Here is a 25341-nt window from a genome sequence, read left to right on the forward strand (position 1 = left end):
GCATGGACATGGGTAACTCGCCGGGTACGCCCAAAAACCGTGACCCACCTGACGCAGGACCTGAGACCAGGTCCTGTCGCACCGAACTCGTACGGCCTCGAGATTCGGAGAGGCGGGAAGCCTAGGGCACGTGGCGGACAGCGCCTTTGTCGGCCGAGGTCGCCATCGCGGCGTACGCCCGCAGCGCGGTCGTCACCGGACGATCGCGGTTGACCGGCTGCCACGGCCGTTCGGAGGCTTCCATCTTCGCGCGGCGCTCGGCGAGCGCCGCATCGTCGACGAGGACCTCGAGCGTGCGGCTGGTCACGTCGATGCGGATCTGGTCGCCGTTCTCGATCAGGCCGATGACACCGCCGCTGGCCGCCTCGGGGGAGATGTGCCCGATCGACAGGCCCGAAGTGCCGCCGGAGAAGCGGCCGTCGGTGATCAGCGCGCACTCCTTGCCGAGGCCGGAGCCTTTCAGGAAGGCGGTCGGGTGCAGCATCTCCTGCATGCCGGGGCCGCCCGCGGGCCCTTCGTAGCGGACCACGATCACGTCGCCGGGCTTGATCTTCTTGCCGAGGATGACCGACACGGCCTCCTCCTGCGAGTCCACCACCACCGCGGGCCCCTGGAAGGAGAACAACTCCTCGTCGATGCCCGCGGTCTTGAGCACCGCGCCGTCGGGCGCGATGTTGCCGCGCAGCACGACCAGGCCGCCTTCCTTGGTGTAGGCGTGCTCGAGGTCGCGGATGCAGCCGCCCTCGGCGTCGGTGTCCAGCGACGACCAGCGGTTGTCGGTGGAGAACGGCTCGGTGGTGCGCACCCCGCCCGGGGCGGCGTGGAAGAGTTCGATGGCTTCCTGAGAGGCCTTGCCCGAGCGGATGTCCCAGGTGTCGAGCCATTCGTCGAGGCTCGCGGTGTGCACCGTGGTGACGTCGGTCTCCAGCAGGCCCGCCCGGCGCAGCTCGCCGAGGATCGCGGGGATGCCGCCCGCGCGGTGCACGTCCTCCATGTGGTAGTCGGAGTTGGGCGACACCTTCGACAGCGTGGGCACCCGGCGGCTGATCTCCTCGATGGTGTGCAGATCGAAGTCGACCTCGCCTTCCCGCGCGGCGGCGAGCGTATGCAGCACGGTGTTGGTCGAACCGCCCATCGCCACGTCCAGCGCCATCGCGTTGCGGAAAGCCTTGGCGTCGGCGACGTTGCGCGGCAGCACGGACGCGTCGTCTTCGCGGTACCAGCGGTTGGCGATGTCCACCACCACGGTGCCCGCCCGCTCGAACAGCGCCCGGCGCGCGGCGTGCGTCGCGAGGGTGGAGCCGTTGCCGGGCAGCGCCAGACCCAGTGCCTCGGTGAGGCAGTTCATCGAGTTCGCGGTGAACATGCCGGAGCAGGAACCGCAGGTCGGGCACGCGGAGCGCTCGACCTCGGACAGACCTTCCTCCGACACCGCCTGATTCGCGCTCGCGGAGATCGCGGTGATCAGGTCGGTCGGCGCCTGCGCGACCCCGCCGACGACGACGGCCTTGCCCGCTTCCATCGGCCCGCCGGAGACGAACACCGCCGGAATGTTCAGCCGCATGGCCGCATTGAGCATGCCCGGGGTGATCTTGTCGCAGTTGGAGATGCAGACCAGCGCGTCGGCGGTGTGCGCGTTGACCATGTACTCGACGGAGTCGGCGATGATCTCGCGCGAGGGCAGCGAGTAGAGCATGCCGCCGTGACCCATCGCGATGCCGTCGTCGACGGCGATGGTGTGGAATTCGCGCGGCACGCCACCGGCGGCGCGCACCGCGTCGGCCACGATCTCGCCGACGTTCTTCAGATGCACATGGCCGGGGACGAACTGGGTGTAGGAGTTCGCGATGGCGACGATGGGCTTGCCGAAGTCGGTGTCGGTCATGCCGGTGGCGCGCCAGAGTGCGCGTGCGCCTGCGGCATTGCGGCCGATGGTCGTGGTTCGTGAACGAAGCGGTGGCATTTCGATGGTCCTCGGGTCGCGGGGGCTGACGTGCGACGGCGCAGAGCGTGCTCGGCGGAGCACCACGTTACTCCCGGTGGGCGTGCCCACCTGCTGGGTGGTGTGGCGTCTCATCGCGGTCGGCCGGGTCGGGTGTGTCGCCGGTGCGTGGTGTCGCGGGCGACGACGGTGACGCCGGAGGTACCGGAACGTCGGGGTGGGGACGAGGAGGATCAGTGCTCCGGGGAAATCATCCCATCACTCGACCGCAACCTCCCAACGGCGGCGAATGTTCCGCTTCGGCGCGATGGGGCTCGAGCCGGGCAACTGGAGCGTCGGTCGGTGTGACCGAACTCGCTACGTCGCGCTGTCGCGTCGCGTGCCTTCTTCGGCGTTCTCGCCGGACTTCGCCAAGCCATTGGTCGCCGGATCGCCCTCGGTATTCGAGGTCCCGCTACTCGCGTCCGAGGGTTCGGCGGGGGACTCTCCCGTCGCGGGTTCCCTCGGCTCCGCGAACGGGTCCGGAATCCGTCCGCCGGAGAAAGCGGCCAGATCGCGCAGCCGGTCATAACTCACCGCGGGCAACTTCACTTCGCTGCCGTCGGTCAGGTCGGCGCGCACGTATCCACGCTTCGGGATTCGCACACCCTTCACCTGTGCCCAGTCGAGGTGGCGGGAGCCGAACAGCGTCCGCAAATCCAGCCCCGCATCCGAGACGCCGGTCTGCGTCCGCAGCACCCAAGCCAGCACCGCGACGGGGATCAGCAGCAGCCACCACAGTCCGGCGGGCCAGCCGACGAAGGGGAAGAACACGCACATCAGCAGGATGAATACGCCCAGGAACGCCAGCCGTGGGATGCGGATCACATGGGCGTCCGAGGCGCCACCCGTATCCGTCGTCCCCGCGGGTGTGTGGGACGATTCAGACGGTGGCACGGACTGATGCGGTGATGACACACCACCATCCTCGCATCCTGATGAACGGACACAAGCAACCGCACTCTCCCACATAATGGGACACACGGGGTCATCTGTTTGACTCTTCGGTTCACACCCGCTTAACGTCGTGCGCGTGAATCGAAACGAGTTGCTCGTAATCGGCCGGCGCGTCCAGCGTTGAGCCTGACACACTGAGTCGAATACGTCAGCTCGCGTTGCGACGCGCCACCCTCGATCAGCCCTGCGCTGTCGGGGGCTTTTTTATGTTCGGACTAATGTCCGGCATGGCGAAGCGCAAGACACCGCTGACACAACATCCGGGGTCGGAACCACAACCAGTAAGGAACGAAGACGGTGAGCGCACCTACCGCACGGCCCGGGCCTTCGGCCCGTAGGCCAGCGCCTTCGGCGAATCAGCAGGCCACGCCCGCTGCCAACGCGACGTCCGCGGCCAACCGCCGCCAGCTCCCGCCCGAGCGGGTCACCGGCGCGCAGTCGGTCATCCGGTCGCTCGAGGAGCTCGGCGTCGACACCGTATTCGGCATTCCGGGCGGCGCGATCCTTCCCGTCTACGACCCGCTTTTCGATTCCACCAAGGTGCGCCATGTGCTCGTCCGCCACGAGCAGGGCGCGGGCCACGCCGCCACCGGTTACGCCCAGGCGACCGGCAAGGTCGGTGTGTGTATGGCCACATCCGGCCCCGGCGCGACCAACCTGGTCACCCCGATCGCCGACGCGCAGATGGACTCCGTCCCGATCGTCGCCATCACCGGCCAGGTCGGCCGCGGCCTGATCGGCACCGACGCGTTCCAGGAAGCCGATATCTCCGGCATCACCATGCCGATCACCAAGCACAACTTCCTGATCACCGAGGGCGTCGACATCCCGCGCATCATCGCGGAAGCGTTCTACCTCGCCGCCTCGGGCCGTCCCGGCGCCGTGCTGGTCGACATCCCGAAGGACGTGCTGCAGGCGCAGACCACCTTCACCTGGCCGCCGGAGATGCGGCTGCCCGGCTACCGTCCGGTCACCAAGCCGCACGGCAAGCAGGTGCGCGAGGCCGCGCGGATGATCATGGAAGCCAAGGCTCCCGTGCTCTACGTCGGCGGCGGCGTGATCAAGGCCGACGCCTCGGCCGAGCTGCTGCAACTGGCCGAGCTCACCGGCATCCCCGTGGTCACCACGCTGATGGCGCGCGGCGCGTTCCCCGACAGCCACCGCCTGAACATGGGCATGCCCGGCATGCACGGCACCGTGGGCGCGGTCGCCGCGTTGCAGCGGTCGGATCTGCTGATCACCCTGGGCGCGCGGTTCGACGACCGCGTCACCGGTCAGCTGGACTCCTTCGCGCCCGGCGCCAAGGTCATCCACGCCGACATCGACCCGGCCGAGATCGGCAAGAACCGCCACGCCGACGTCCCGATCGTGGGCGACTGCCGCGAGGTGATCGTCGAGCTCATCGAGACACTGAAGGCCGACCCTTCGGCGGGCGACGCGCTGCCGCTGGCGCTGACCGACTGGTGGACCTACCTCGACGGCGTGCGCGACGCCTACCCGCTGGGCTGGACCCCGCCCGCGGACGGTTCGCTGTCGCCGGAGTTCGTCATCGAGGCGCTCGGCCGCCTGGCCGGACCCGACGCGATCTACTGCGCGGGCGTCGGCCAGCACCAGATGTGGGCCGCCCAGTTCATCAAGTACGAGAAGCCGCGCACCTGGCTGAACTCCGGTGGCCTGGGCACCATGGGCTACGCCGTCCCGGCGGCCATGGGCGCCAAGATGGGCGCGCCGGACAAAGAGGTGTGGGCGGTCGACGGTGACGGCTGCTTCCAGATGACCAACCAGGAGCTGGCCACCTGCGCCGTCGAGGGCGTCCCGATCAAGGTCGCGCTGATCAACAACGGCAACCTCGGCATGGTGCGCCAGTGGCAGACGCTGTTCTACCAGGAGCGTTACTCCAACACCGACCTGGGCACGCACACCCTGCGCATCCCCGACTTCGTGAAGCTCGCCGAAGCCCTCGGCTGCCACGGCATCCGGGTGGAGCGCGAGGAGGACGTGGAGGCCGCGATCCGCGAGGCGCAGTCCATCAACGACCGTCCCGTGGTGATCGACTTCATCGTCGGCAAGGACGCCCAGGTGTGGCCGATGGTCGCCGCGGGCACCAGCAACGACGAGATCATGGCCGCTCGCGGCATCCGCCCGCTGTTCGACGACGACGAGCAGGCCTCCGAGCCCGCGGTCATCCACACGGCGATGTCGCACGAACAGAACAAGGTGAACAACGGATGAGTACCACGCATACCCTCAGCGTTCTCGTCGAGGACAAACCGGGCGTGCTGGCACGGGTCGCGGCGCTGTTCTCCCGCCGCGGCTTCAACATCGAGTCGCTGGCGGTCGGTGGCACCGAGCTCCCCGAGATCTCGCGCATGACCATCGTCGTCACCGTCGAAGACCTGCCGCTGGAGCAGGTCACCAAGCAGCTCAACAAGCTGGTGAACGTCATCAAGATCGTGGAGCAGGATTCCGACAGCTCGGTGGCCCGCGAACTGATCCTGGTGAAGGTGCGCGCCGACGCCAGCGTGCGGACCCAGGTGATCGAGGCCGTGGGGCTGTTCCGCGCGAAGGTCATCGACGTGTCGCCGGACGCGCTCACCGTCGAGGCGACCGGAACCCGGTCCAAGCTCGACGCGCTGCTGCGGATGCTCGAACCGTACGGCATCCGGGAGATCGTGCAGTCCGGTGTCGTCGCGGTGGGGCGCGGACCGAAGTCCATCACCGCCACCCGATGAGCTGACGAGCGGCATACCGATGGGGCCGACCGCGCAGCGGCGGCCACACGCTAGTCTTTCTGCGATCGACGGTTGGCGTGCCGCCTCCCCGCTCACGCGGGAATGATCCCCTCCCGCGGCTGCGGGGGTGATCCGATCCAGAACAACGTAAATCCGCACCGGCGCAAGCCGGTGTGCCCCGCCTCGCGCGGGGATGATCCCGGAAGGAACCACAGTGGCAGTCGAGATGTTCTACGACGACGATGCCGACCTGTCGATCATCCAGGGCCGCAAGGTCGCTGTCATCGGCTACGGCAGCCAGGGGCACGCGCACTCGCTGAGCCTGCGCGACTCGGGCGTCGAGGTCCGCGTCGGTCTGGCCGAGGGTTCGAAGTCGCGTCCGAAGGCCGAGGAGGCGGGCCTGACCGTCGGCACGCCCGCCGAGGTCTCGGAGTGGGCGGACGTCATCATGGTGCTCGCGCCCGACACCGCGCAGGCGTCGATCTTCACCAACGACATCGAGCCGAACCTGAAGGACGGCGACGCGCTGTTCTTCGGCCACGGCCTCAACATCCACTTCGGCCTGATCAAGCCGCCCGCCAACGTCACCATCGGCATGGTCGCCCCGAAGGGCCCGGGCCACCTGGTGCGTCGTCAGTTCGTCGACGGCAAGGGCGTTCCCGCGCTGATCGCGATCGACCAGGACCCGAAGGGCGAGGGCCAGGCGCTGGCGCTGTCCTACGCCAAGGGCATCGGCGGCACCCGCGCGGGCGTCATCAAGACCACCTTCAAGGAAGAGACCGAGACCGACCTGTTCGGTGAGCAGGCCGTGCTGTGCGGCGGCACCGAGGAACTGGTGAAGACCGGTTTCGAGGTCATGGTCGAGGCCGGTTACGCGCCGGAGATGGCCTACTTCGAGGTGCTGCACGAGCTGAAACTGATCGTCGACCTGATGTACGAGGGCGGCATCGCGCGGATGAACTACTCGGTCTCCGACACCGCCGAGTTCGGCGGCTACCTGTCGGGCCCGCGGGTCATCGACGCCGACACCAAGAAGCGCATGCAGGACATCCTCAAGGACATCCAGGACGGCAGCTTCGTCAAGCGTCTGGTCGCCAACGTCGAGGGCGGCAACAAAGAGCTCGAGGCGCTGCGCAAGAAGAACGCCGAGCACCCGATCGAGGTCACCGGCGCCAAGCTGCGCGGCCTGATGAGCTGGGTCGATCGCCCGATCACCGAGACCGCCTGATAGCCAGGCCGATTCGCGCGGTGGCCCGCTCCGGAGTTCCGGAGCGGGCCACCGGCGTCTTTCGCGGAGTTTCTAACTGCTGCCGAACGAGCCTGTGCCCGGGAAACCCTGACCCCAGCCGCCGCCTTGGCCCCAGCCCCCGCCCTGGCCCCAGCCCTGGTTCCAGCCTCCGCCCCAGCCTTGGTTCCAGCCTCCGTCGCCCCAGCCCTGGTTCCAGCCTCCGCCGCCCCAGCCACCACCCTGGCCCCAGCCAGGACCGCGGCCATAAGGTGGTGCGCCGTAGTGCGGTTTGTCGACCAAGACGTTGTTGTTGCAACTCCAGTCCTGGAACGGGCCGAAGGCGCACTGGTTGTAAGCCGGAGTGACCCCGGGTGTGCTCGGGGTGGCGGAGGCGGGCATCGCCAGCGCGGTCAACGGAATCGCGGCGATCGCACCGGCGACGGCCACGCGAAAGATACGGCGTGCGCTGATTGACGAGAACAACGTAAATCCTTTCAGTCTGCGGCGAGCGTCTCCGCCCGCCATCCCCCGTTGCGGGGTCCGCCCACGGCCCACCCCCGCAGACAGATCTTGGATCTACGGTCACTGCTTCGCGGTCGCGCTTACCGACGGCACAGCGACTGCATAGCTACACTCTTGCGCACTCGCCGCCGAAGGTCACGGGTGTTCTCTCCCCTGCGGGGCAAATCGAACCGCGGTATTAGGGAGTTCCCCTATCGCCGCACCCTGGATCAACCGAACAGCGGCAGCACCGTGTCCACTATGTCCGCAGGCGACGGCAGTGACGTGAACGCGCTCGCTGGGCTCAGGTGGCGTTGCAGCGCGCGCTGATGCGCCGCGCCCACCAGCAGCAGCGCTGCCGCGCGCAGATTTACGGCGCTCGAGGCAGAGGGCTGCGCGGCCGCGAGCCGCGCCTGCATCGCGTCCACCGCGCGGTGCGGACCGATGTCCGTCTCCTGGGCGCGGTCGAGGTAGCGCGCGCGTAGTTCGGCGTCGGATTGGATCGCGGCGGCGACGGGGATCGTGGCGACGAAGAAATCTTCCAGCGCCTCCATCAGGGCGACGAGATCGGCCCGCAGGTCTCGGTGCGCGTCGACGTCGCCGAGGACGTCCTTGACCGGTCGCAGGTGTCGCTGGACCACCGCCTGCAACAGCCCGGTCCGGTCGCGGAAGTGATAGAAGATGCTCGACTCGGCGACACCGGCGCGGTCGGCGACCCCTTTCGTGGACAGCCGCGCCACACCCTCCTCGGCGAGGATTCGCTCCGCGGCGGCGATCACCGCGTCGCGGACGCCCGTCGAGGGACGCCCACGGCGGCGTCCTTCGACCCGGCCGGATGCCGTCACGAATCCTCCGATCGTTCGTTCGTCCCCCCTTGCAGTATGCCCGACGCGGTCGTATTTTCTGAGTAGATACTCAGTAAATATCTTGGAGGTGACCGATATGTCCAGCCAGGCTTCGGTGCGACCGTCCCAATCGCGTATCCAGCGCACCGGGGACGCGGTCGTCAGGTCGTTGCTCCGGTCTCCGCTGCATCGGGTGCTCAGCGGCAGGTTGCTGCTGGTCACGGTGCTCGGGAGGAAATCGGGGCGCGAGTACACCAATCCGGTCGGATATGCCAACCATGACGGAGCGCTGCTCGTCGGCACGACGGCCGGGTGGCGGCGCAATCTCCGCGACGGTGAAGCCGTGCGTGTTCGGCTGCGCGGCAGCGAGATTCGTGCCAGAGCCGAAGTGATCGCCGACGAGGCCCGGCTCGCCGCGCTCGCTCCGGTGGTGGTGTCGGCGAATCCGATCCACGGGCGCTACGCGGGCATCGAACTGGAGCCGGACGGGACGGTCGATCGCGACGATCTGCGGCGAGCCATGGCGAATGGGTACGTGATCGTTCGTCTGAGCCCGGTCTGAGGCGGGCCGGGTCGTCGCCCGGGTCCGTTTCGCGCCGTCCGGATCGCTCTCCCGCCGCCGCGCGGTGTAGCGACCGTCTGGTTACTCGCTCGTACGGCGGCTGGGGCCTAGGGTTCTCCCGGACAACGAGGTCGGAGAAATGTACATCCGGAGATTCCCTGTCCGAACGGATTCCGCACCGTGGCCCACTCGATAAAACTCGACCGCACCGTGACCATCCCGACCTCGGCCGGCCGCCGACCCGAGGCGATCCACCGATTTCTCGTGAAGCCCGACGACGCGGGCATCGTCGGATCGGTCGACGGCGGCAAACTCCTGGAATGGATCGACAAGGTCGCCTACGCGGCGGCGGCCCAGTGGAGCGGCCGCTACTGCGTCACCGCCTACGTCGGGAACATCCATCTCGATCGGCCGATCGCGGTCGGCGAGCTGGTCGAATTGCATGCGAATCTGGTCCACACCGGGCGCACCAGCATGCACATCCTGGTCACCGTCTATTCGACCGACCCCACCCGGGTGCAGCCGGTGCAGTCGGCGCAATGCCTGACGATCTTCGTCGCCGTGGACGACGACCGGCGCACCGTGGAAGTGCCGCAATGGAATCCCGCCACGCTGCTGGAATTGCAGCGGCACCGCCAGGCGCGAGCCCGGGTCTCGGTGCGCAAGCTGATCGAGGAGGCGATGGCCGCGCAGCGGTACACGTCGGCGGGCACCGCGCCGAGCGCCACACTGCGGTTCCTGGCCGCGCCGTCGGACATCAACTGGGGCGGCAAGGTGCACGGCGGCCGCACGATGCGGTGGATCGATGAAGCGGCCTACGTCTGCGGTGCGGACTGGGCCGGGCAGCGGGTCATCACTTCGTACTTCGGCGGCATCCGCTTCTACCGGCCGATCGTCATCGGCCATGTCGTCGAGGTCACCGCGCGGCTGATCCACACCGGCCCGCGCAGCATGCACGTCAGCGTGCACGTGACCTCCACCGACGCCCACTCCGACGAGCCCGCGCTCGCCGCGCACGGTCTCGCCGTGGTCGTCGCGCTTGACGGCGAGGGCAAAGCACGGCCGGTGCCGCAGTGGGAGCCGGTCTCCGAGGAGGATCGCGCGCTGGACGCGCACGCCAGGCACCTCATCGAACTGCGCTCGCTGGTCGAGCCGTTCACTGTGGCGAGCGCCGTGCCGTCCGACGCCGAGCCGAGCCATTTCCGCATACCTGCGCCGAGCTGAGGCCCAAGCGCCCGGTCTAGACTAGTTACCGATGAGTAAGTTCTTCGCGTCGGTGGACGAGGTGACCGGGCGTCTCACCGAGGCCGGGTACCTCCCGTCCCTCGATATCGCCACCGCCGTGTTCCTCGCGGGCCACCTCGGCAAGCCCCTGCTGATCGAGGGCCCGGCGGGCGTCGGCAAGACCGAGCTGGCCAAGGCCGTCGCCGCGGCGACCACGTCCGACCTGGTGCGGCTGCAGTGTTACGAGGGCATCGACGAGGCCCGCGCCCTCTACGAGTGGAACCACGCCAAGCAGCTGCTGCGCATCACCGCCTCGGACGACGAAGGCTGGGACAGCACCCGCGACCACGTCTTCACCGAAGAGTTCCTCCTCGCGCGCCCGCTACTGGCCGCCATCCGTAACCAGCGCTCCACGGTGCTGCTCATCGATGAACTCGACAAAGCCGATGTGGAGTTGGAAGGCCTGCTGCTCGAGGTGCTCGGCGACTACCAGGTGAGCATCCCCGAACTCGGCACCGTCACCGCGGTGCGCAAGCCGTTCGTGTTCGTGACCTCCAATGCCAACCGCGAGCTGTCCGAAGCGCTCAAGCGGCGCTGCCTGTACCTGCACATCGATTACCCGACGGCGGAATTGGAGCGGGCGATCGTGCGGATGAAGGTTCCGGAGCTGGACGAGGCGCTGGGAGAGCCGGTGGTCCGCGTGGTCGGTGCGTTGCGCCAGCTCTCGTTGCGCAAAGCGCCGTCGATCGCCGAAACCGTCGATTGGGCGAAGACGCTGGTCGCTCTGGGTGCGCGCAATCTATCCGGTGGTGTCGTCCGCTCGACGCTCGGTGTGCTGTTGAAATATCAATCCGACCACCGCGTGGCGATCGAGCGGCTCGGACTCGATCTGGATGCCGAGCAAGGAGGACGGTGAGATGAAGTGCCCCCTCGGGCTCGCGCCACTCCTGCCGTTCGCAACCCAACCCGCCCCGAGGCTCGGCGCGTCTGCTCCCTCGAACCGGACTTACCGTCCGGGCGGATCATTGCGCTGCTTGTGGCGCGAGGTTGCCGGAGTCGAGCATGAGCATCGCTGAAAACCGCCTCGGCGAGACGGGCCGCCGAGGCTCCGACTCGATAACCGATCGCCTCGTCGAGTTCGTCGGACTCCTGCGGGATCACGGCATCAACGCCGGGCCGAGTGAAACCATCGACGCGGCTGAGGCGATGATCGTCCTCGGAATCGATGATCGCAATCGTTTGCGCTCCGGCATGGCCGCCTGCCTGCTGCGCCGCAATGGTCAACGCGCCGTGTTCGATCAACTCTTCGACCTGTATTTCCTTACCGCCCAACAGCCACAGTCCGTCGATCCGTCGACGCCCGAATCCATCGAAGCGCTGCGAGATCGTCTCGTTGCCACACTGGCACAGGACGATTCGGAGTCGGTCGCCGAACTGGCCCGCCAGGCGCTGACCGAACTCGGCGGCTACGGCGGCGCGGGCGCCGGGCAGTCCACCGCGCCGATCACCACCGCATCCGGCGCGGGCTGGTCCTCTTACCTGACCATGAAAGCCCTACGCCCGGACGAACTCATCGATCGCGTCGTGGCGGGCATGAACGGCTCCTCCCAGCTCGACACCACCGTCCACACCATCGAGGCCAACCGCCGCCTCGCCGCTTTCCGCACCGCCGTCCAAACCGAGGCCCGCCTGCGCTCCGCACAGCTGCGCGGCACCGAATACATCGCCCGCCGCGGCGTCGAATCCAGCACCGACCAGATCGATTTCCTCGGCGCCCGCGAACAGGACCTCGCCGAAATGCGTCGCCTGGTCCACCCTTTGGCCCGCAAACTCGCCACACGCCTCGCCGTCCGCCGCCGCAAAGCCGTCCGCGGCCAGATCGACCTACGCCGCACCCTGCGCCGCTCCATGGCCACCGGAGGCGTCCCCATCGACCCGGTTCTGCGCGCCCGCAAACACGGCCGCCCCGACCTGGTCGTCCTCGCCGACATCTCCGGCTCGGTCACCGGCTTCGCCGAATTCACCCTTCAGCTGATCCAGGCCCTGCAAGACCAGTTCAGCAAGGTCCGCAGCTTCGGCTTCGTCGACACCTGCGACGAGATCACGCACTTCTTCACCCCCGGCGAACCCCCGACCCCCGGCACCGCCGCCCGAATCATCCGCTCCACCAAGGTTGCCCGCTTCGGCAGTTCGAACTACGGCGAGGCCTTTCAAGGGTTTCTCGACAACTACGCCGAGGCCCTCGGTCCGCGTACGTCGGTTCTCATCCTCGGCGACGGGCGCACGAACCGCACGGACCCGAATCTCGCTGCGGTGCAGACCATTGCCGACCGGGCGAAACACGCCTACTGGCTGAATCCGGAGCCGTCGCGGTCGTGGTCGACGGGGGATTCCGCCGCCCACGTGTACGCGGCGAACGTCACGATGCACGAGTGCCGAAACGTCAAGCAGTTGACCGAGGTCATCGCGCGTTTGTTACCAGCGTGAGTCGGCCGCTGCGACGGTGTCTTATCTGGCCTGCTCAGCTGGCTGGTACTGCCACCGCTCCGTCCCGCTGACCACATCTGGGCTCGGTCGGCTGGCGCGTCGCCGACAACACCAAGCCCTGCTCAACTACCACCAGCGCTGCGGCCGCCTACTTGAACACCAGTCCGGCGCAGCTTGTGGATAACGGCGGCTGTCGCGGTAGCGGTGACGTCGTCGACCCAGTCCGGAATGGCCACCGCGTTCGCGATGTATTCGCGGACGAGCCCGTAGGGAATCGCCTTGACGGCAGCCACCGCGATCGCCATGTGATGCTCGTCGGCCTCGCCGCATTCCGCCGCGACGGCGGCACGCAGTGCGTCGTTCATCCGGTCGTTGACTCCTGCGATATCCGCACGCAACTCGGCAGAGCCCACTTCGAGCAGTTCCTCGCGCCGGAACATCTTCATCGCACGAGCTTCGGTGGGATGCTCGCGGCAATATCGCGGCAGGTGCATCGCGGCGGCGAGCAGTGGGTCGGCTCCCGACAGCGCGGCGACGAATCCGATATGGAAGCGCTGGATCGAGCGCAGCCACAGTCGTGCGAGCAACTCTTCGCGGGAAGCGAAGCGCACGTAGATCGATCCGGTGTGGACGCCGGAAGCGGCACTGATCGCGGCGATGGTCGGCCTGGTCGTCGCCGGATCGGCCAGCAAGTCGCGTGCGGCGTCGAGGATCTGCTCATCGGTGAAGCGCCGGGGTCTTGCCATGGGGGACAGCCTAAGGCAAGGTTTCGGAATATGGATTCAAAAACTGGGTTCCCGATCACGGGCAGTCTGCTCACATTCATCGGATCGGCACATACCGCGCTCGGCGGCGTCATCTGGGCGACCGGTCGCGAGGAGACCGAACTCGCCTTCTGGTTCACCGCGTTCGGCGTCGCCGCCGTCGGCTTCGGCATCGCCGTGATCGAGACGGAACGAACCCGCGGCTACGTACCAGCGCCGATCCTCACCGCGATCGCCGTGCTCACCGCGTTCGGCCTCGTATTCGAGCCGGTGTCAGGGTTTCTCACCGTCCTGGTACCGCTGGCCATCGGCGTCCGTGGGTGGGTGCGCCGTCGCCGCATCGCCGCGATCCCGGCAGGGTGAACCGGACCCCGCTCGGCCACATCTCACCGGACGTGACTCGGTCTCGCGCCGTCACGAGCCTGACCGAGATCGCAGTTGCGACCGGCTATCAAGTGGACTACGAGCCGACGCCGCCGATGTCAGGGCGGCCCTGGCCGAGCACGCCGCGCTGGATCGTTCCGCCACTGGTCGGAACGCCTCGATCGTGAACTACGGTTCCGCTTGGGCGTAGGAAGGTCCCGGCGGCCAAGGCCACCGCGGCGCCGACCGCCGGGTACACCAGGTCGTCGGTGTGCCGGTACCAGAAGGTGGCGTAGCGGCTTTCGGTGCTGTCGCACAGGTCATCGATCACCCGGGTGTCCGTTGCCTGGTCGACACAGATTCCGACGTGAATCGGCTGCGCGGTGTCGGTGGCCGGCGTAGTCGGGATGATCCGAGGAGTGGTCGTCGGTGGTGGCAGGGTAGTAGTGGTCGTTGGCGGAGTCGTGCGAGCCGGGGTCTTCGAGGTGGTGTAGACCGTGGTGACGATCGGGCGGGGAGCAGCGGTACCACCAGCCCCACACCCACTCGACATAAGCGCCGTAGCCACCAGGGCAGGCAATGTGTACGAGACACGGCGCGACGCCATGACCCGCTTCTGCCCACGATCGCAGCCCGATGCGCCGCTCATACATTCCCCTCCGATTCATACGCCCCACTGCCCGGACCGCCCGATGTTAGCAATGTGCAAGCGTGCGAACGGTTGATCCGCGGTTCGTGAAATGCCAATTGCCAGAATGTTTTTACCCCGCGCTGGCCCGGAATCACTCCTATGCAGAAGCAGTTGACGGAGTTCATCGCGAAGCTGTTGCCGTCGTGACTCAGCCGCAGCTCTTTCCTCAGTGTGCAGCAGTACCCAGCTGGTCCACGTGAGCCTGTTGAAGATCGCGCATCAGAACATCGAATCGCGGCGCATCGGGCCAATCCGGGCGCAGTGTGCCGACGCGGTGCCACCCCCAGCGGCGATAGTTGTCATACGCCCGGCGGTTATCCGGTCGGACAAGCAGCGTCGCGCGCTGTTCCGGCCGACCCTCGAGTAGTTCGTCGTGCAGGGCACGCGCAATACCCTTCCCCGTAAACTGCTTGCGCACCATGATCTCGCTGAATGCGAATGTGCGAGAGCCGTTCTCGGCGGTGAAGGACGCTTGGTCGCCCTCGTCAAGTTTCAGTCCGTCCCACCACGCGGTCTTGGCAGTGAGCGGCCAACCCCATGCCTGGCCGCAGGGTTCGCCGTCGAGGCGGGCGATCACCAGCTCGAAGGCACCGGCGCGGGCGGGGTCGGTGTAGGCGTCGAAACGGTGCATGAACGCTTCGGGAGATTCGAACTCCTCACCGGACTCGATCGCGTCAACGTAGGAGTCTCGGAAGATGGTTTCGACCTCGTCGCGTAGTTCGCGTGCCTGCGCGGCGGTGTAGCGCTGAAAGTTCAGGTCAGACAATGCGGAATCTTCGGAGGTCATACGGTAATCGCCCTTTCCGCCAGCTCGTCGAATCGTGTCGAAAATTCCTCGTCCCGGCCTTCAGCCGCGACCCGCACTGGTTCGAGCAGGCGCAGCGTGCGGGTGGAGGACACAGAGTTCTCCAAGTCGGCGAGAACCGACATGCCCTCTTCGATAGCAGCGCCGATCTCACCCAGATCAGCCAGCGCCGCCGCGGAACCTGCTCGATAGTTCGCAGAGTTACGCGCACTGGACTTGTCCACAACCAACCCGGAACAAAGGTCTGCCGATTTCGCGTGATCGCCCAAGTGGCTGAAACCGCGGGCTTCATGGCTTCTGATCTCGGTGGCATTGACGAACCGCAACCATGGTGGGCAGTCCTCACGGGACTCATGGTCGAGCGCGAAATCAAGCTCCCGCCAAGCGATGGCCATGGCCTTTCCGAACGCGGTGCGGTCGCCGAGGACTCCGTACGCTTGCGCTTCGCGTGTCGCGATCAGGACATGGACTCGCCCCGGTGCGTGACCGCGTGTGAGCGCCCGAGCGCGGCCTGCGAGAGTCAGGGCACGGTGCGGATTCGCTTCGCCTGTGCGCTGCCGCGACAGCGCCATCTGCGCGGCGTTGAGGCAGACATGCACGGTCAGTTGGTCGTCACCGGCTTGGCTGGCCAGCGCGAACGCGTCGGCGTAGCAGCTGCGGGCGAGCGGATACCTATCGGCGTCGTAGGCCAGCCAACCCGCAATCGTCGCAAGCTCTCCTGCGGCACTCATGAATGCGCGGCCCGCCTGTTCGGAGAACGCACAGGTGTCCAAGAGGCGCTTAGCTGCCTCGAGTCCTTGAACGGCGTCGCTCACAAGGGCCGCACCACCAATGACTTGCTCGCGCCGCCCGAACTCGGCCGCAAGCGCGTCGAGCCTTTGCGCGTCGCCGATCCCGATTCGAGCTGGAGCTCGATCACCACCTGCCGCGAAGTAGGCGGCACCTAGTAGCATCCCGAATTCACGTCGCTTCACAATGTCCTCGACCTCCGGCGCGCTATCGCGACCATCCCTGACCAGGCTATCGCTCGCTATGCCGACGAAGCGCTGGTGAACCAGGGGCACCGTGGCCTCGTGTACGGAGTTGATCTCGGCGCGGAAACGGGCACACTGCTCATCAGTGAGACGAGCAAGCTCGGTGTCCAACGCTTCAGCCGACTCATTCCGCACCGGCTTCGCGTGGGTTGCGCGCTCCCACTTCCGAATTGTCGCCGTCGTGAAGCCCATCTTCTCGGCGAACTGCTCCTGCGTCATCCGCAGGGCCGCCAAGCGAAGCGCTTTGACCTCCACCTTTGTCCACTTGCTGACGATCATGCTCACCCCCTGTTGCCCCTGCAAAGCATGCTGGCGCAAGCGTATTACTTCTGTGCGAGTCCTGTGACTGGGATCGCATGCCTGGCCTGGCGAAGCTGGAAACAGCCCCGCCGCCGGGTTGAAAATGCTCCCCGGCGGCGGGTGCATGCCACGTTGAACCAGGCGGAGGGACACTCGAATGAGTTCGCGGAACGACATCAAGGACACGGCGTTGACGGTGTGTTACTACTACCGAAACACCTGCGATCTACCCGCTGAGGTAGACCCGGCGCATACGGGGCGGATCGTGATACGCACCGGAGGCGTGTGCGGCTTGATGATGCCGGCCTTCATCGGTTCAGAGGTGAAGGCACGGATGCAGTGCCACGGCCAAGTCGGGCCGATTCTGACCCATCCGCGCTCGCACCGTTGGACATTCCTGGTGGATGCGGATCTGACGAATGAAATCGGGTTGTACGCAGAGATGGTGCGCTTGCAGGTGTCCATCATCCGAGGTGGAGGGGTCATCGCTTTGCCTGGTCCGGGCCGGCGCCCAGGCCTGTTTCGCGCGTGGGTTGAACCGCCGCGCGACGCGTTTCGCCCGTCCGGCCGTGACGTGGTCGACGCGATTCGGGAATGTGCCGCGCAACACGCGAAGAACCGGAAGGGACTGGTGGCAGATGCCTGACACCGCGCACGGATGTAGTCCGGAATGCGAACCGTGGATGACCGCCACGCATTGTGGCGTGACGAAGTTCCACTACGCGACCGGTGAACTCCTGGCAGTACGTTGCCCGTCGAAGACCTGCTGTGACCTTATGGTGCCGCTCGTCGCAGGACGGATCGCGCCGCACACTTCGCCGGTCGGTGTAGCTCACGGTCGGTGCCCATGGATCGGCATGCGGGTGGTCGACGATCGCGGTCCATCCCAGTGCGAAAAGCTCGAGAATTTCTCGACGGAACTCCGCGTTACCGATGGCCAGCGGTCTGGGTCATGAACTACGACACCCGGGCGGAAGCAGAAATCGACGTGCTCACGGACGTCTTGACCGCGCTCGGTAACGCCACCGCGACGGCTGCTGGTCGCAGACTCAGCGATGCCGACCGTTTACGCCTCTTCGCGGTGGTTCTTTACGAATTGTTCGTCAGTGCGCGCAGGGTGGTGGGCCCCGACGCAGGAAGGCTATACGCCGCACCACTCCTCGATCCGGTCCTCGAAGGTGCCGGGATTGCCGACGAGTTATCGCCGTTGGATCTGCTGATACCGGCGCTACTCGACCTCCAGACCCCGCCATAGTCGGGCGCCGCAGAAAATCGGTCGTGAAGCATGCCACGCAGAGTCCCGAGGGCTCGGGCGATGGGTAGTCGTACCGGCGAGAGGTTGTTGTACTACGAAGAAGGCGAGCCTGAGTCACCGAATACGCGAGCTGCGCGGACTGCTGCTTCTTCGGCCGACACACGCCCGCCCGCCGATAACACCCCGACAACCGTTTCCTTCGCGATCTCGGCAAGTTCCTCGTCGAGTGCTGGCTCGTCCAATGCTTCGAAGACGACGAATGGAGCCAGCCGGAGCAGCCGCTTCAGGAAATCTCGAAGTATGTCCCTCTCCGTCAGCCCTTTCAGGTCCATACGTCGCCATACTCTCAGGATCGACTTGATCAGGTGCGGACTGCCGCCCAAGGCCGCGCGCCGCGCATAGATTTGATCGAATGCGGCTTCGCCGAGAACATGCAGCGCCGAATACGGATCGGGATCAGCGGGGGAATACACCAGGTGTGCGCGCCACCACATCCGGCCGAACACGTGACGAGTGAGATCAGAACCGAGGACTCGATCGACCGGTGGCTTCGGGTAGCGCCAGTGAGCGACGTCGGGAAGGACGATCAATGCCAGAAAGGCCCACACGTCGCCTGCAGCAGCTTCCGCAGGCGTGATTCGCATTTCCTTGTGCAACGCGACGGCGAGGCTGAGATCGAATGCAACCTTCTGGCGCGCGTCAGGTGGTTCCGGGAAGCCGGACTCCTTGGCGAGGTCGATGACGATGTCGCGAAGGAAGCGCAGCTTCTCGTCGTCGACCCGGGTACCACCGGTCGCAACGAACACCGCCGATTCGTCGGCGACCGCCCAGCGGTCGTGCAGGTCGAGCGGGGTGAGCTCTTTGTATTGGGCTGCAAGCGGTTTTGCGCGGTACCGGAGCAGCCGAGGATACAGAAGTGTCATGCGACGCCCTCGAAAATCTTCACAGCCGCCTGCAGTTCGGAGGCGAACAAGTTCGGGGACTCCTGTGCCGCCAGCCGGACATCCGTGATCGACCGGCCTGGGAAGAGTCGGCCGAACAGTTCCTGCAGCGTGGCACCCAGGGTCTCATCAATGTGGTGGGATTCGTCATCGAACTCGCTCAGGCGCAAGGCATGGTCCACCATGGTGCGGGCCACGTCGGCATAGAGCGCGGAGAGGGCGATCTTGTCCTCCAGACGGGGGTTGCCCGCGCGTTGGAGGGCTTCTGTGATGACGGTCTTCTTTTCGTTGACAAGAAGGAGAAGGGAGCCCATCGTTGCCGCGTCGAGGTTCGTGCCGATCTCCAAGTGCCACGCAGCGTCACTCGGATAGTCGGTTCTGTCGAAGTCAACTATGGCGATAGGGAATTGAGGAGCGTCGCCCTGAAGGCGGATCTGGCTACGATCACTCCATAGAACCGAACCGCCGCGGCGGGGTGCCACCGGCCGGTCACCGCCATGTCGGCGCCGGGCAAGGACCAGGGCGGTATCCAACAGGACGACGCCGCCCAGGTCGGCCCCCGGCAGGTCGGCTTGCAACTCGACGTCGCCATTCTCGGGAACCACTGTGCGCATCACTGTTCCCCTGAGTTTCGATCCGGTCGATGTCCAGATCGCAGCGAGCGCGAGTTCGGTGCCGGGGGCCAGCGTCGATTCTGCAAGGGCGCGGTGCAGATCGACCTTGACGATGCGGCGTATGCGGAGTGTCGTCTGGTAGTCCCAATGCGGGTACGACTCTGGCAGTGGCAGTTCGTCGCCGTCGACCGACAGCAACCACTGACCTGCCTGGACGACGGCAGGCGACGGCTTTTTATAGGGAAGAACGCGATGGACCATCAGCCGACCGCCTCTGCGTAGAGCATGATGTCGGTCATCGTGTCGGTGGCAGGCTTCACGACAGCTTTCCAGATCTGACCGTCGCCGCCTTCGATGACATACGACGGCACTTGGTGGAGCTCCCCGTGTGGGTCCTGCCAACCGACGAGGCCCGGCATTTCCGCACCAGCGGGAGGGTCCATCTCGAGACCGCCATCGCTGTTCAATGCAACGGCCAAATCGACGGTGACTCGTTGCGGAATGCCGACCGGCAGGCGGAAACGCTGCACCACTACGGCATTGCCCCACAGTTCCTCTGGTTCCGGATCACCGACGTATTCGATTTTCGGGCGTCGCCGCCGTTGCTTGACCATCTTTGCGGGCTCGGCGAAGACGTCGGATTCGGACGACTTTCCGTCTCCGGCAGTTCCATTCGAGTCGGTGGGCTCGCGTCCTCCGATGCTCGCTGGGTCCGGAATCTCCACGTCTACAGTCTCATCGACATCTTGCCGTCGACCACTCGGGCGACGAGTAGATATCGGTCGAGCGGGTGGTGCGGTGTCGCCTGGTTTGCCATAGTCAGTGGCCGCTCCGATTCCCCACGCACCACCCACCAAAGGCGAAAGGCGTTCGCTGGCAGCGCCCAGGGACACTCGGGCGACCTCGACCCCACCACTGCCACGCGGGCCGAGAACCCGATCGATTACTTCCCTGATGCGTACGAAGGTCGTCTTGACGAATGAATAGTCAGGGTGGTCCAGCGACTGATAGTTCCAGTTGTCGTGAGTCGGCGGCTCGGCCGATGCATAAGCCTCGTCCATCGCGGGATCGGCGCGAAACACACCTGCATACGCGGAGTACTCGCTTGCAGGCTTGGGGCCGGGCCAATAAGTCACCACTAGTTCGGCCGGGCGCATCAGGCAGACGTGGTGCACCATTCCGTTCTCGAAGCCTGCCATCCGCTCGGCGTCCGTGGGATCGAAGCGTTGCGCCATCGACTGATGCAGGGCAAACTGCCCGAGCAGCTTCTTCGGCCTGCGGCAGTGCAACTCTTGCGCCTCACTGCCGACCATTTTGCGATAGGCGGTGACGAACAAGCGCAGGGACTTCATTGAGGCCGGTTCCGGCACCTTGTAATCGATACCGTCGCAGATCACCGAGAACCGCATCGGAACAATGCCGTCACGGTCGGACATCATCTTCGGCCACAAGTGACACGTGATCGTCTCCGCAAGGTACCGGGCTACGTTCGCTGGTTCCCTGCCGTCGAGATCGGGATCGAGGATGATGATCGTCGTTCCGGTCTCGGTGGGGCCGAACGTCCGCAGTCCGAGCCTTCGCGCCATCGCGTCGGCTTCGGCGCCGATGAGCGGCTCGATCACGTCCTCGGACGTGTCTCCCCACCAGTGCCTGCCGGTGTAACGGCGTTCACGGTTGGACTCTTTCGCGTCATAGCTCTTCCACAGAGCGGCGCCCATCAGTCGAGTCTCATAGCGTCCCTCGTACTGGCACCTGGTGTGGACGAGGATGGTGCCTGATTTCGAGACGAGATACAGGATGCCCTTACCGAAACCGTACGTGCCGCCACCCAATTTCTGGTCGCGTGGTTCACCGATATTTCGGAGGAAGGCAACGAAGTCACGCCCCTGCTCGGTAACCGCATCGGCGCGCGTCGGTCCGCCAAGTCCGCGGGTTCCCCGATCCGAGATCGTCAACACCCGGATAGTGGGCTGCTGCAATGAGTCGCGTAGTGGAAGCACCTGCCTAGCAGGCGCCTGACGCAGCAGATTATCTCTCCAGGCCGGTGCATCGGCGGCGCTAACGGTCTGCAGATCGATGCGATAGTCCACCGAAATGCCGTCACTGCGACGAGCATCCCAGCTGTTCTGCGCCGACTCGCGGACCAGGATGGTCAGATGATCGAGCTCGGGCTTGCCGAGTTGATTCCTGATACCTTCCGCGGCACTGGCACCCTCCGGCGGAAAAGGTTGTGAAACCCAGGCAGGCGGCGTCACACATGCTCCTCGATCATGACCCGGATGTGTCGTTCCACTTGGCTGTCCTCCATCGGGCCGGGCGTGTCGCCCGAAAGGTCGATCGTGTAGTCGACATCGCGAACGTTCGAGGAGATCGCGGCCGCTGCGAGGTCGATGGTGGTCAGTCTCGGAAACGCGATATCCACGTTGTACCAGCGCTGTTCGCCCACCTGGTACCGGGCGTGGCGGTAGTGGTCGTCGTCGGCTTTTCGGTAGCCGATCGATGCCAGTTGGTTGAGAACGGCCGTCTCGTCATCGGAAAGTCCGAGCACTCGATCGACCAGATCGAGAAAACCGATTCCGTCGCGCACTACCGGTTCCAGCCGAAGCCAAACCAGACCCAATGCGCCGTTGGCAGGAGGCTCCAATTGATCTAGACCGTGGATCCGAATCTGGCGACCGTTGGGACTTGTCGAGGTCTTGACCTCGAGAGCACCCGCGTCGGTCGCGAAATCATGACGATGGCCTGACGGCCCTCGCCACAAGAGGTGCGCACTGCTGTCATGTTCGAGAAGGCGCGCCAGCACGATCAGCTCGCCGAACAGTCCGGCGAGTTTCTCCGAGCCCAACGGAGGACCGGGATTCTGGAACAGTGCCTTCCACCGATCGAGTACCCGGTTGAGAACCTTCAGCGGATTCTCGGGTGCTGCCTCTGTGGCGATGAGTACATCGGCGCAAAGCGTTGTGAAGATGTCGCTGAGATCCTGACGAAGACAGGCAAGGTCGGCATAGTCGTGTCGCGTCCGGTCGTCATCGAGGGTCCGCTTGTGCAACATCAGGACCGGTCCGTTGAGCCCTTTGCGCACGTTCTGATGTGCTCCGATTGGCACGAGGAGATGCCGGTTGCCCGTGCTGTCGAGTGCGGCTGCCAGCGACCCGATCGGTGTCGGTACGGGTAGTTCGGAAACGGCGACGACCGACGACATCGACGGTGGACGATGTGCGAGGCGACGCCAGTGATCATCCAGCACGTCTCTGATCTCTGAGGACATCAGATGTCCTCGGCTTCGAGGGCGCTGAAGTCCTCCTCCTCGGTTTCGACGCCGGAGAGGTCTGCCGATATGTAGTTGGCCTCCCAGGCAACGGTGCTGTCGTCGTTCGTCGGTGTCGGGAACACCAAACCAACGCCGATGACGTGCTCTGGTGCGTCGAGCGGTTGACGCATATTTTTAGGTGAGTCCGGCTTGGGCTCCGGGCTCGACACCTTGTCGATTGGATACAGCACCAGCAATCCGGCGTCGGGCTGCTGCGCCTTGCGCGCCTTCTTGATTTCTTCTTCGGTGGTGCTGGTCGTGATGCCCTCTAGATCGAGGCCTGCGTCACGACGGCTCATCAGCGTCTTGATGTCGGAATAGTCCGGCCCAAGCGCGAATTGAGACCGAACGATCCGTCCGACGCTGATCCCGGGGGCGAAGTCGAACCGCTCCGAGACGTGGTCGGTTGGTTTCCCGACTACTGCGATGTTCCAACGTCGCAAGGTCCCCGCGTTCCGGATGCGCTTCTCGATGTATCCTGCCATGAGCTTCGCGTCGCACTCCTGCGACCGCTCATGGAACTGATAGTCACGGAGGAACTCGAGGACGACGTCACTGGACACATTTCGGATGAGATAGCGACCGTCCGCTGAGCTTCCTTCCACGCCACCGATCAGCGCTGCCTCACTCACCACCTTGCGTGCTGCTGATTGATTCTGTAGCAACCATCCTGATTCCAGACGGAAGTACCGCGTTTGAACGCGTTGTCCGCCATAGGACGACGACGCCGATACCGCGTCCTTCATTTTCGCGGCTGCGGTCACGCGCAGTGCAGGATGCGTCCGGAGGCGTACCGCAAAGTTCATCGGCGTCTTGCCCTCTGTCATGTAGACGTCGATGTCGCGGCGCATCTCCGTTTCGACCGTGGCAAGGTGGCGGAACCAGTCCTCGAGTTCCTTGGTCATCCAGATGCGTGGCAGGTCCGCATATCCCTTGCGATAGCCGAACCAGCGACCCATCTGCAGCAATGTGTCATACGTGGAGACTGAGCGTACGAAGTAACTGACGGACAGACCCTCGAGCGTCAGACCTCGCGACAGCGTGTTGCCGCCCACCGCTATCGCGACCACAGGCCCGTTTTCGTAGTCGAGGCGGTCAGTGCTCTCCGAGTTGTCCATCACGACGCGGCAATCACGGAGTACGCCCGGCAGCTCTGCCGCGAGCTCATCGAACGAAACAACCGCTTCTCCGAACTCCGCAGCGGGCACGCGAGACGTTTCCTCATCCCAGAGCGTACGTAACTCACTCCGGAGCGCCGGATCGTTGAGGGTGCGTCCGACCTTGGCTCTTAAGGAAAGCAGTGGATCCCGGAAGCTGTTGTGGACCGCCGTTCGGACGCTGGTATGAATCAGCATGGTGCAATGGGGATTTCCACCACCGCGTACCCGACGGGCCGCGGTCGTGAGCCAGAAGTAAAGCACTGCATGGCGCAGGGTGTCAGTAACGGTCGGATAGAAGCCCTCAGCATCCGCCCTAGTCTTCGGTCGGACTAGTTCGACATCGTCGTTGGGGACAGTGCGGATCATGTCGTAACCGTCATCGACGTCGTTGGGATCTTCACCATCCAGCGCGTACCTGCCGAACAACACTTCCGTTCCGAAATGACCGTGCGGTTGAGGGAGATTCACGATGAAGTGTTCGGGATACAGATCCTCAGCGGCAGGGTTGATCAGCAGGTTCGCGAACGGTGAGGCTGTGTAGCCAACATAGGCAGACTTCGGCAAGGTGTTGAGGATCTGTCGAATCAACGGATTGATCGACTTTGTCGCGACGGTGGCCTGATCGGCCTCGTCATCGATGATCAGCGCCGGGCAATCCGCCAAGTACTCAGAAGCATTGCCCAGCCACTTCACCAGTTTGCGCAGTACAGTGGCGTTCTTCTTGACGACACACAGCACGTGCGTCTTGTTCGACTTGCCGAAGAAGCTGGCGGGGTTGGCGGTCGGTCGGAAGTCATGATCCAGGTCGGTAATCTGGGACCAGAGCGTCGGGTTCGGCTCCACGAGCTGCTGGACCAACCGGGCTTGGGTCTGTCTGCGAAGGCCGTTGTGGATTCCTGCGAGCACGATGAACAGCTTGTAGCCGCGATCGGCCGCCTTGGCCATCACCGCAGTGAAGTTGGTGGTCTTGCCGGACTGCACGTAACCGACGACCAAGCCACGCGTCGAGAAGGAACTCTGTCTCGGATGCTGTAGAAGTGAGACAACCCGCGTTGAGGCCCCGTCCAGGCTCTCGATCGATGTCTTGGGCCAGCCGTCCTTGGCTAGGCCGGCGGTGATCGACGGCCACAGCTTGTCATCGGGATGAGGCCCGGCATACCAGGTTTCATAATTGTCGATCACGACAGAGTGTGGCTCTCGCATCTCCTTGATGCGCACGACTTCCTGCTCGTGACGGTCCACGATCCGCTTGATGACTTCATCGGGCGTGGAGAACAAACGGAGCTTCTTGATCGCCTCGGCCGGCGTGTAAGTGTCGAGCAACAACCTGAACACATCGAACAGCTCGTCTTGCTCATCGATTACATCGCTCACCGCATCTCCCACTGAGTGCTTCCCCTACGTCAACGATGGGAGGTTTGGCTCCCCCGCGTTGCGGGTAACTGTATCGGCTCGATCCGATGATCTCCGGGTAAGTGGACGAAGTGTTACCCCGCTGATGTCACGTATCGGTTCTTGGCGCGGATTTGCTACAGCAGTCGTCAGACTGGACTGGATCGGCGCAGAGGAGTGTGCGCAACGCCCTCA

Annotated in this window: 23 protein-coding genes; 10 read left to right on the forward strand and 13 right to left on the reverse strand. The window is 65.2% G+C overall.

Annotation, left to right across the window (positions count from 1 at the left end):
• Positions 1-121: 121 nt before the first annotated feature.
• A complete protein-coding gene (ilvD, locus tag ACIHAX_RS02615; protein WP_397275440.1) occupies positions 122-1963 on the reverse strand; it encodes a dihydroxy-acid dehydratase in 1842 nt (613 codons plus the stop codon).
• A 336-nt stretch (positions 1964-2299) separates the two neighbouring features.
• Positions 2300-2809 carry a PH domain-containing protein gene (locus ACIHAX_RS02620; protein ID WP_355080632.1) on the reverse strand — a complete coding sequence of 170 codons (510 nt, stop codon included), beginning with the start codon at positions 2807-2809 and terminating at the stop codon, positions 2300-2302.
• Between the two features lie 426 nt (positions 2810-3235).
• Here ACIHAX_RS02620 and ACIHAX_RS02625 point away from each other — a divergent pair, with 426 nt between their 5' ends.
• The 3 genes from ACIHAX_RS02625 (at position 3236) to ilvC (ending at position 6898) form a co-directional block, all read left to right on the forward strand.
• The gene (locus ACIHAX_RS02625) at positions 3236-5170 is read left to right on the forward strand and encodes an acetolactate synthase large subunit (RefSeq protein ID WP_364429231.1); all 1935 of its coding nucleotides are present in this window, start codon (positions 3236-3238) and stop codon (positions 5168-5170) included.
• Entirely contained in the window at positions 5167-5670 is a 504-nt protein-coding gene (gene ilvN, locus ACIHAX_RS02630) for an acetolactate synthase small subunit (RefSeq protein ID WP_039799659.1), read from the forward strand. The genes ACIHAX_RS02625 and ilvN overlap by 4 nt, the downstream gene beginning before the upstream one ends.
• A 226-nt stretch (positions 5671-5896) precedes the next feature.
• Positions 5897-6898, forward strand: a complete 1002-nt coding sequence (ilvC, locus tag ACIHAX_RS02635) for a ketol-acid reductoisomerase (protein WP_174372187.1) — start codon at positions 5897-5899, stop codon at positions 6896-6898.
• A gap of 72 nt (positions 6899-6970) precedes the next feature.
• On the opposite strand, the gene ACIHAX_RS02640 is transcribed toward ilvC, so the two are convergent.
• Positions 6971-7381, reverse strand: a complete 411-nt coding sequence (locus ACIHAX_RS02640; protein WP_364429228.1) for a hypothetical protein — start codon at positions 7379-7381, stop codon at positions 6971-6973.
• Positions 7382-7629: 248 nt separating this feature from the next.
• Positions 7630-8244 (reverse strand): TetR/AcrR family transcriptional regulator, encoded by a 615-nt coding sequence (locus ACIHAX_RS02645; protein WP_397275443.1) that lies wholly within the window; start codon positions 8242-8244, stop codon positions 7630-7632.
• Positions 8245-8341: 97 nt separating this feature from the next.
• Between ACIHAX_RS02645 and ACIHAX_RS02650 the strand changes: the two genes are divergently transcribed.
• The 4 genes from ACIHAX_RS02650 (at position 8342) to ACIHAX_RS02665 (ending at position 12517) form a co-directional block, all read left to right on the forward strand.
• A complete protein-coding gene (locus tag ACIHAX_RS02650; RefSeq protein ID WP_397275445.1) occupies positions 8342-8806 on the forward strand; it encodes a nitroreductase family deazaflavin-dependent oxidoreductase in 465 nt (154 codons plus the stop codon).
• Between the two features lie 249 nt (positions 8807-9055).
• Complete coding sequence (locus tag ACIHAX_RS02655) at positions 9056-10030, forward strand: acyl-CoA thioesterase (protein WP_397275722.1); 975 nt, start codon at positions 9056-9058, stop codon at positions 10028-10030.
• A gap of 31 nt (positions 10031-10061) precedes the next feature.
• Complete coding sequence (locus ACIHAX_RS02660) at positions 10062-10946, forward strand: AAA family ATPase (RefSeq protein ID WP_397275447.1); 885 nt, start codon at positions 10062-10064, stop codon at positions 10944-10946.
• Positions 10947-11092: 146 nt separating this feature from the next.
• Positions 11093-12517: a VWA domain-containing protein gene (locus ACIHAX_RS02665; RefSeq protein ID WP_397275449.1), complete on the forward strand. Its 1425-nt coding sequence runs from the start codon at positions 11093-11095 to the stop codon at positions 12515-12517.
• Between the two features lie 122 nt (positions 12518-12639).
• On the opposite strand, the gene ACIHAX_RS02670 is transcribed toward ACIHAX_RS02665, so the two are convergent.
• Entirely contained in the window at positions 12640-13263 is a 624-nt protein-coding gene (locus tag ACIHAX_RS02670; protein ID WP_364429210.1) for a TetR/AcrR family transcriptional regulator, read from the reverse strand.
• A gap of 30 nt (positions 13264-13293) precedes the next feature.
• On the opposite strand from ACIHAX_RS02670, the gene ACIHAX_RS02675 reads away from it, so the two are divergent.
• Positions 13294-13644, forward strand: coding sequence for a DUF6463 family protein (locus tag ACIHAX_RS02675; RefSeq protein WP_397275451.1), 351 nt, complete (start codon positions 13294-13296; stop codon positions 13642-13644).
• A gap of 97 nt (positions 13645-13741) precedes the next feature.
• Here ACIHAX_RS02675 and ACIHAX_RS02680 read toward each other — a convergent pair whose 3' ends face one another.
• The 3 genes from ACIHAX_RS02680 to ACIHAX_RS02690 form a co-directional block, all read right to left on the reverse strand.
• Positions 13742-13975: a hypothetical protein gene (locus ACIHAX_RS02680; RefSeq protein WP_397275453.1), complete on the reverse strand. Its 234-nt coding sequence runs from the start codon at positions 13973-13975 to the stop codon at positions 13742-13744.
• A gap of 526 nt (positions 13976-14501) precedes the next feature.
• Positions 14502-15122, reverse strand: a complete 621-nt coding sequence (locus ACIHAX_RS02685; RefSeq protein WP_397275455.1) for a GNAT family N-acetyltransferase — start codon at positions 15120-15122, stop codon at positions 14502-14504.
• Positions 15119-16453, reverse strand: coding sequence for a helix-turn-helix domain-containing protein (locus ACIHAX_RS02690; protein ID WP_397275457.1), 1335 nt, complete (start codon positions 16451-16453; stop codon positions 15119-15121). Before ACIHAX_RS02690 ends, ACIHAX_RS02685 begins: the two co-directional genes overlap by 4 nt.
• A gap of 178 nt (positions 16454-16631) precedes the next feature.
• On the opposite strand from ACIHAX_RS02690, the gene ACIHAX_RS02695 reads away from it, so the two are divergent.
• Positions 16632-17120 (forward strand): DNA-directed RNA polymerase subunit beta, encoded by a 489-nt coding sequence (locus ACIHAX_RS02695; RefSeq protein ID WP_397275459.1) that lies wholly within the window; start codon positions 16632-16634, stop codon positions 17118-17120.
• A 306-nt stretch (positions 17121-17426) separates the two neighbouring features.
• Positions 17427-17729 (forward strand): hypothetical protein, encoded by a 303-nt coding sequence (locus ACIHAX_RS02700; protein WP_397275461.1) that lies wholly within the window; start codon positions 17427-17429, stop codon positions 17727-17729.
• Between the two features lie 92 nt (positions 17730-17821).
• On the opposite strand, the gene ACIHAX_RS02705 is transcribed toward ACIHAX_RS02700, so the two are convergent.
• The 5 genes from ACIHAX_RS02705 to ACIHAX_RS02725 are packed head-to-tail and all read right to left on the reverse strand — an operon-like array spanning position 17822 to position 25128.
• Entirely contained in the window at positions 17822-18652 is an 831-nt protein-coding gene (locus ACIHAX_RS02705; RefSeq protein WP_397275463.1) for a DUF6339 family protein, read from the reverse strand.
• The gene (locus ACIHAX_RS02710; RefSeq protein ID WP_397275465.1) at positions 18649-19545 is read right to left on the reverse strand and encodes a hypothetical protein; all 897 of its coding nucleotides are present in this window, start codon (positions 19543-19545) and stop codon (positions 18649-18651) included. Before ACIHAX_RS02710 ends, ACIHAX_RS02705 begins: the two co-directional genes overlap by 4 nt.
• Positions 19545-21539 carry a hypothetical protein gene (locus ACIHAX_RS02715; RefSeq protein ID WP_397275467.1) on the reverse strand — a complete coding sequence of 665 codons (1995 nt, stop codon included), beginning with the start codon at positions 21537-21539 and terminating at the stop codon, positions 19545-19547. Before ACIHAX_RS02715 ends, ACIHAX_RS02710 begins: the two co-directional genes overlap by 1 nt.
• On the reverse strand, positions 21536-22552 hold the full coding sequence (locus ACIHAX_RS02720; RefSeq protein ID WP_397275469.1) for a PD-(D/E)XK motif protein: 1017 nt from the start codon (positions 22550-22552) through the stop codon (positions 21536-21538). The genes ACIHAX_RS02715 and ACIHAX_RS02720 overlap by 4 nt, the downstream gene beginning before the upstream one ends.
• Complete coding sequence (locus ACIHAX_RS02725; protein WP_397275471.1) at positions 22552-25128, reverse strand: Z1 domain-containing protein; 2577 nt, start codon at positions 25126-25128, stop codon at positions 22552-22554. The genes ACIHAX_RS02720 and ACIHAX_RS02725 overlap by 1 nt, the downstream gene beginning before the upstream one ends.
• Positions 25129-25341 lie beyond the last annotated feature (213 nt).

Source organism: Nocardia sp. NPDC051929 (assembly GCF_044548645.1).
GTDB lineage: Bacteria > Actinomycetota > Actinomycetes > Mycobacteriales > Mycobacteriaceae > Nocardia > Nocardia sichangensis.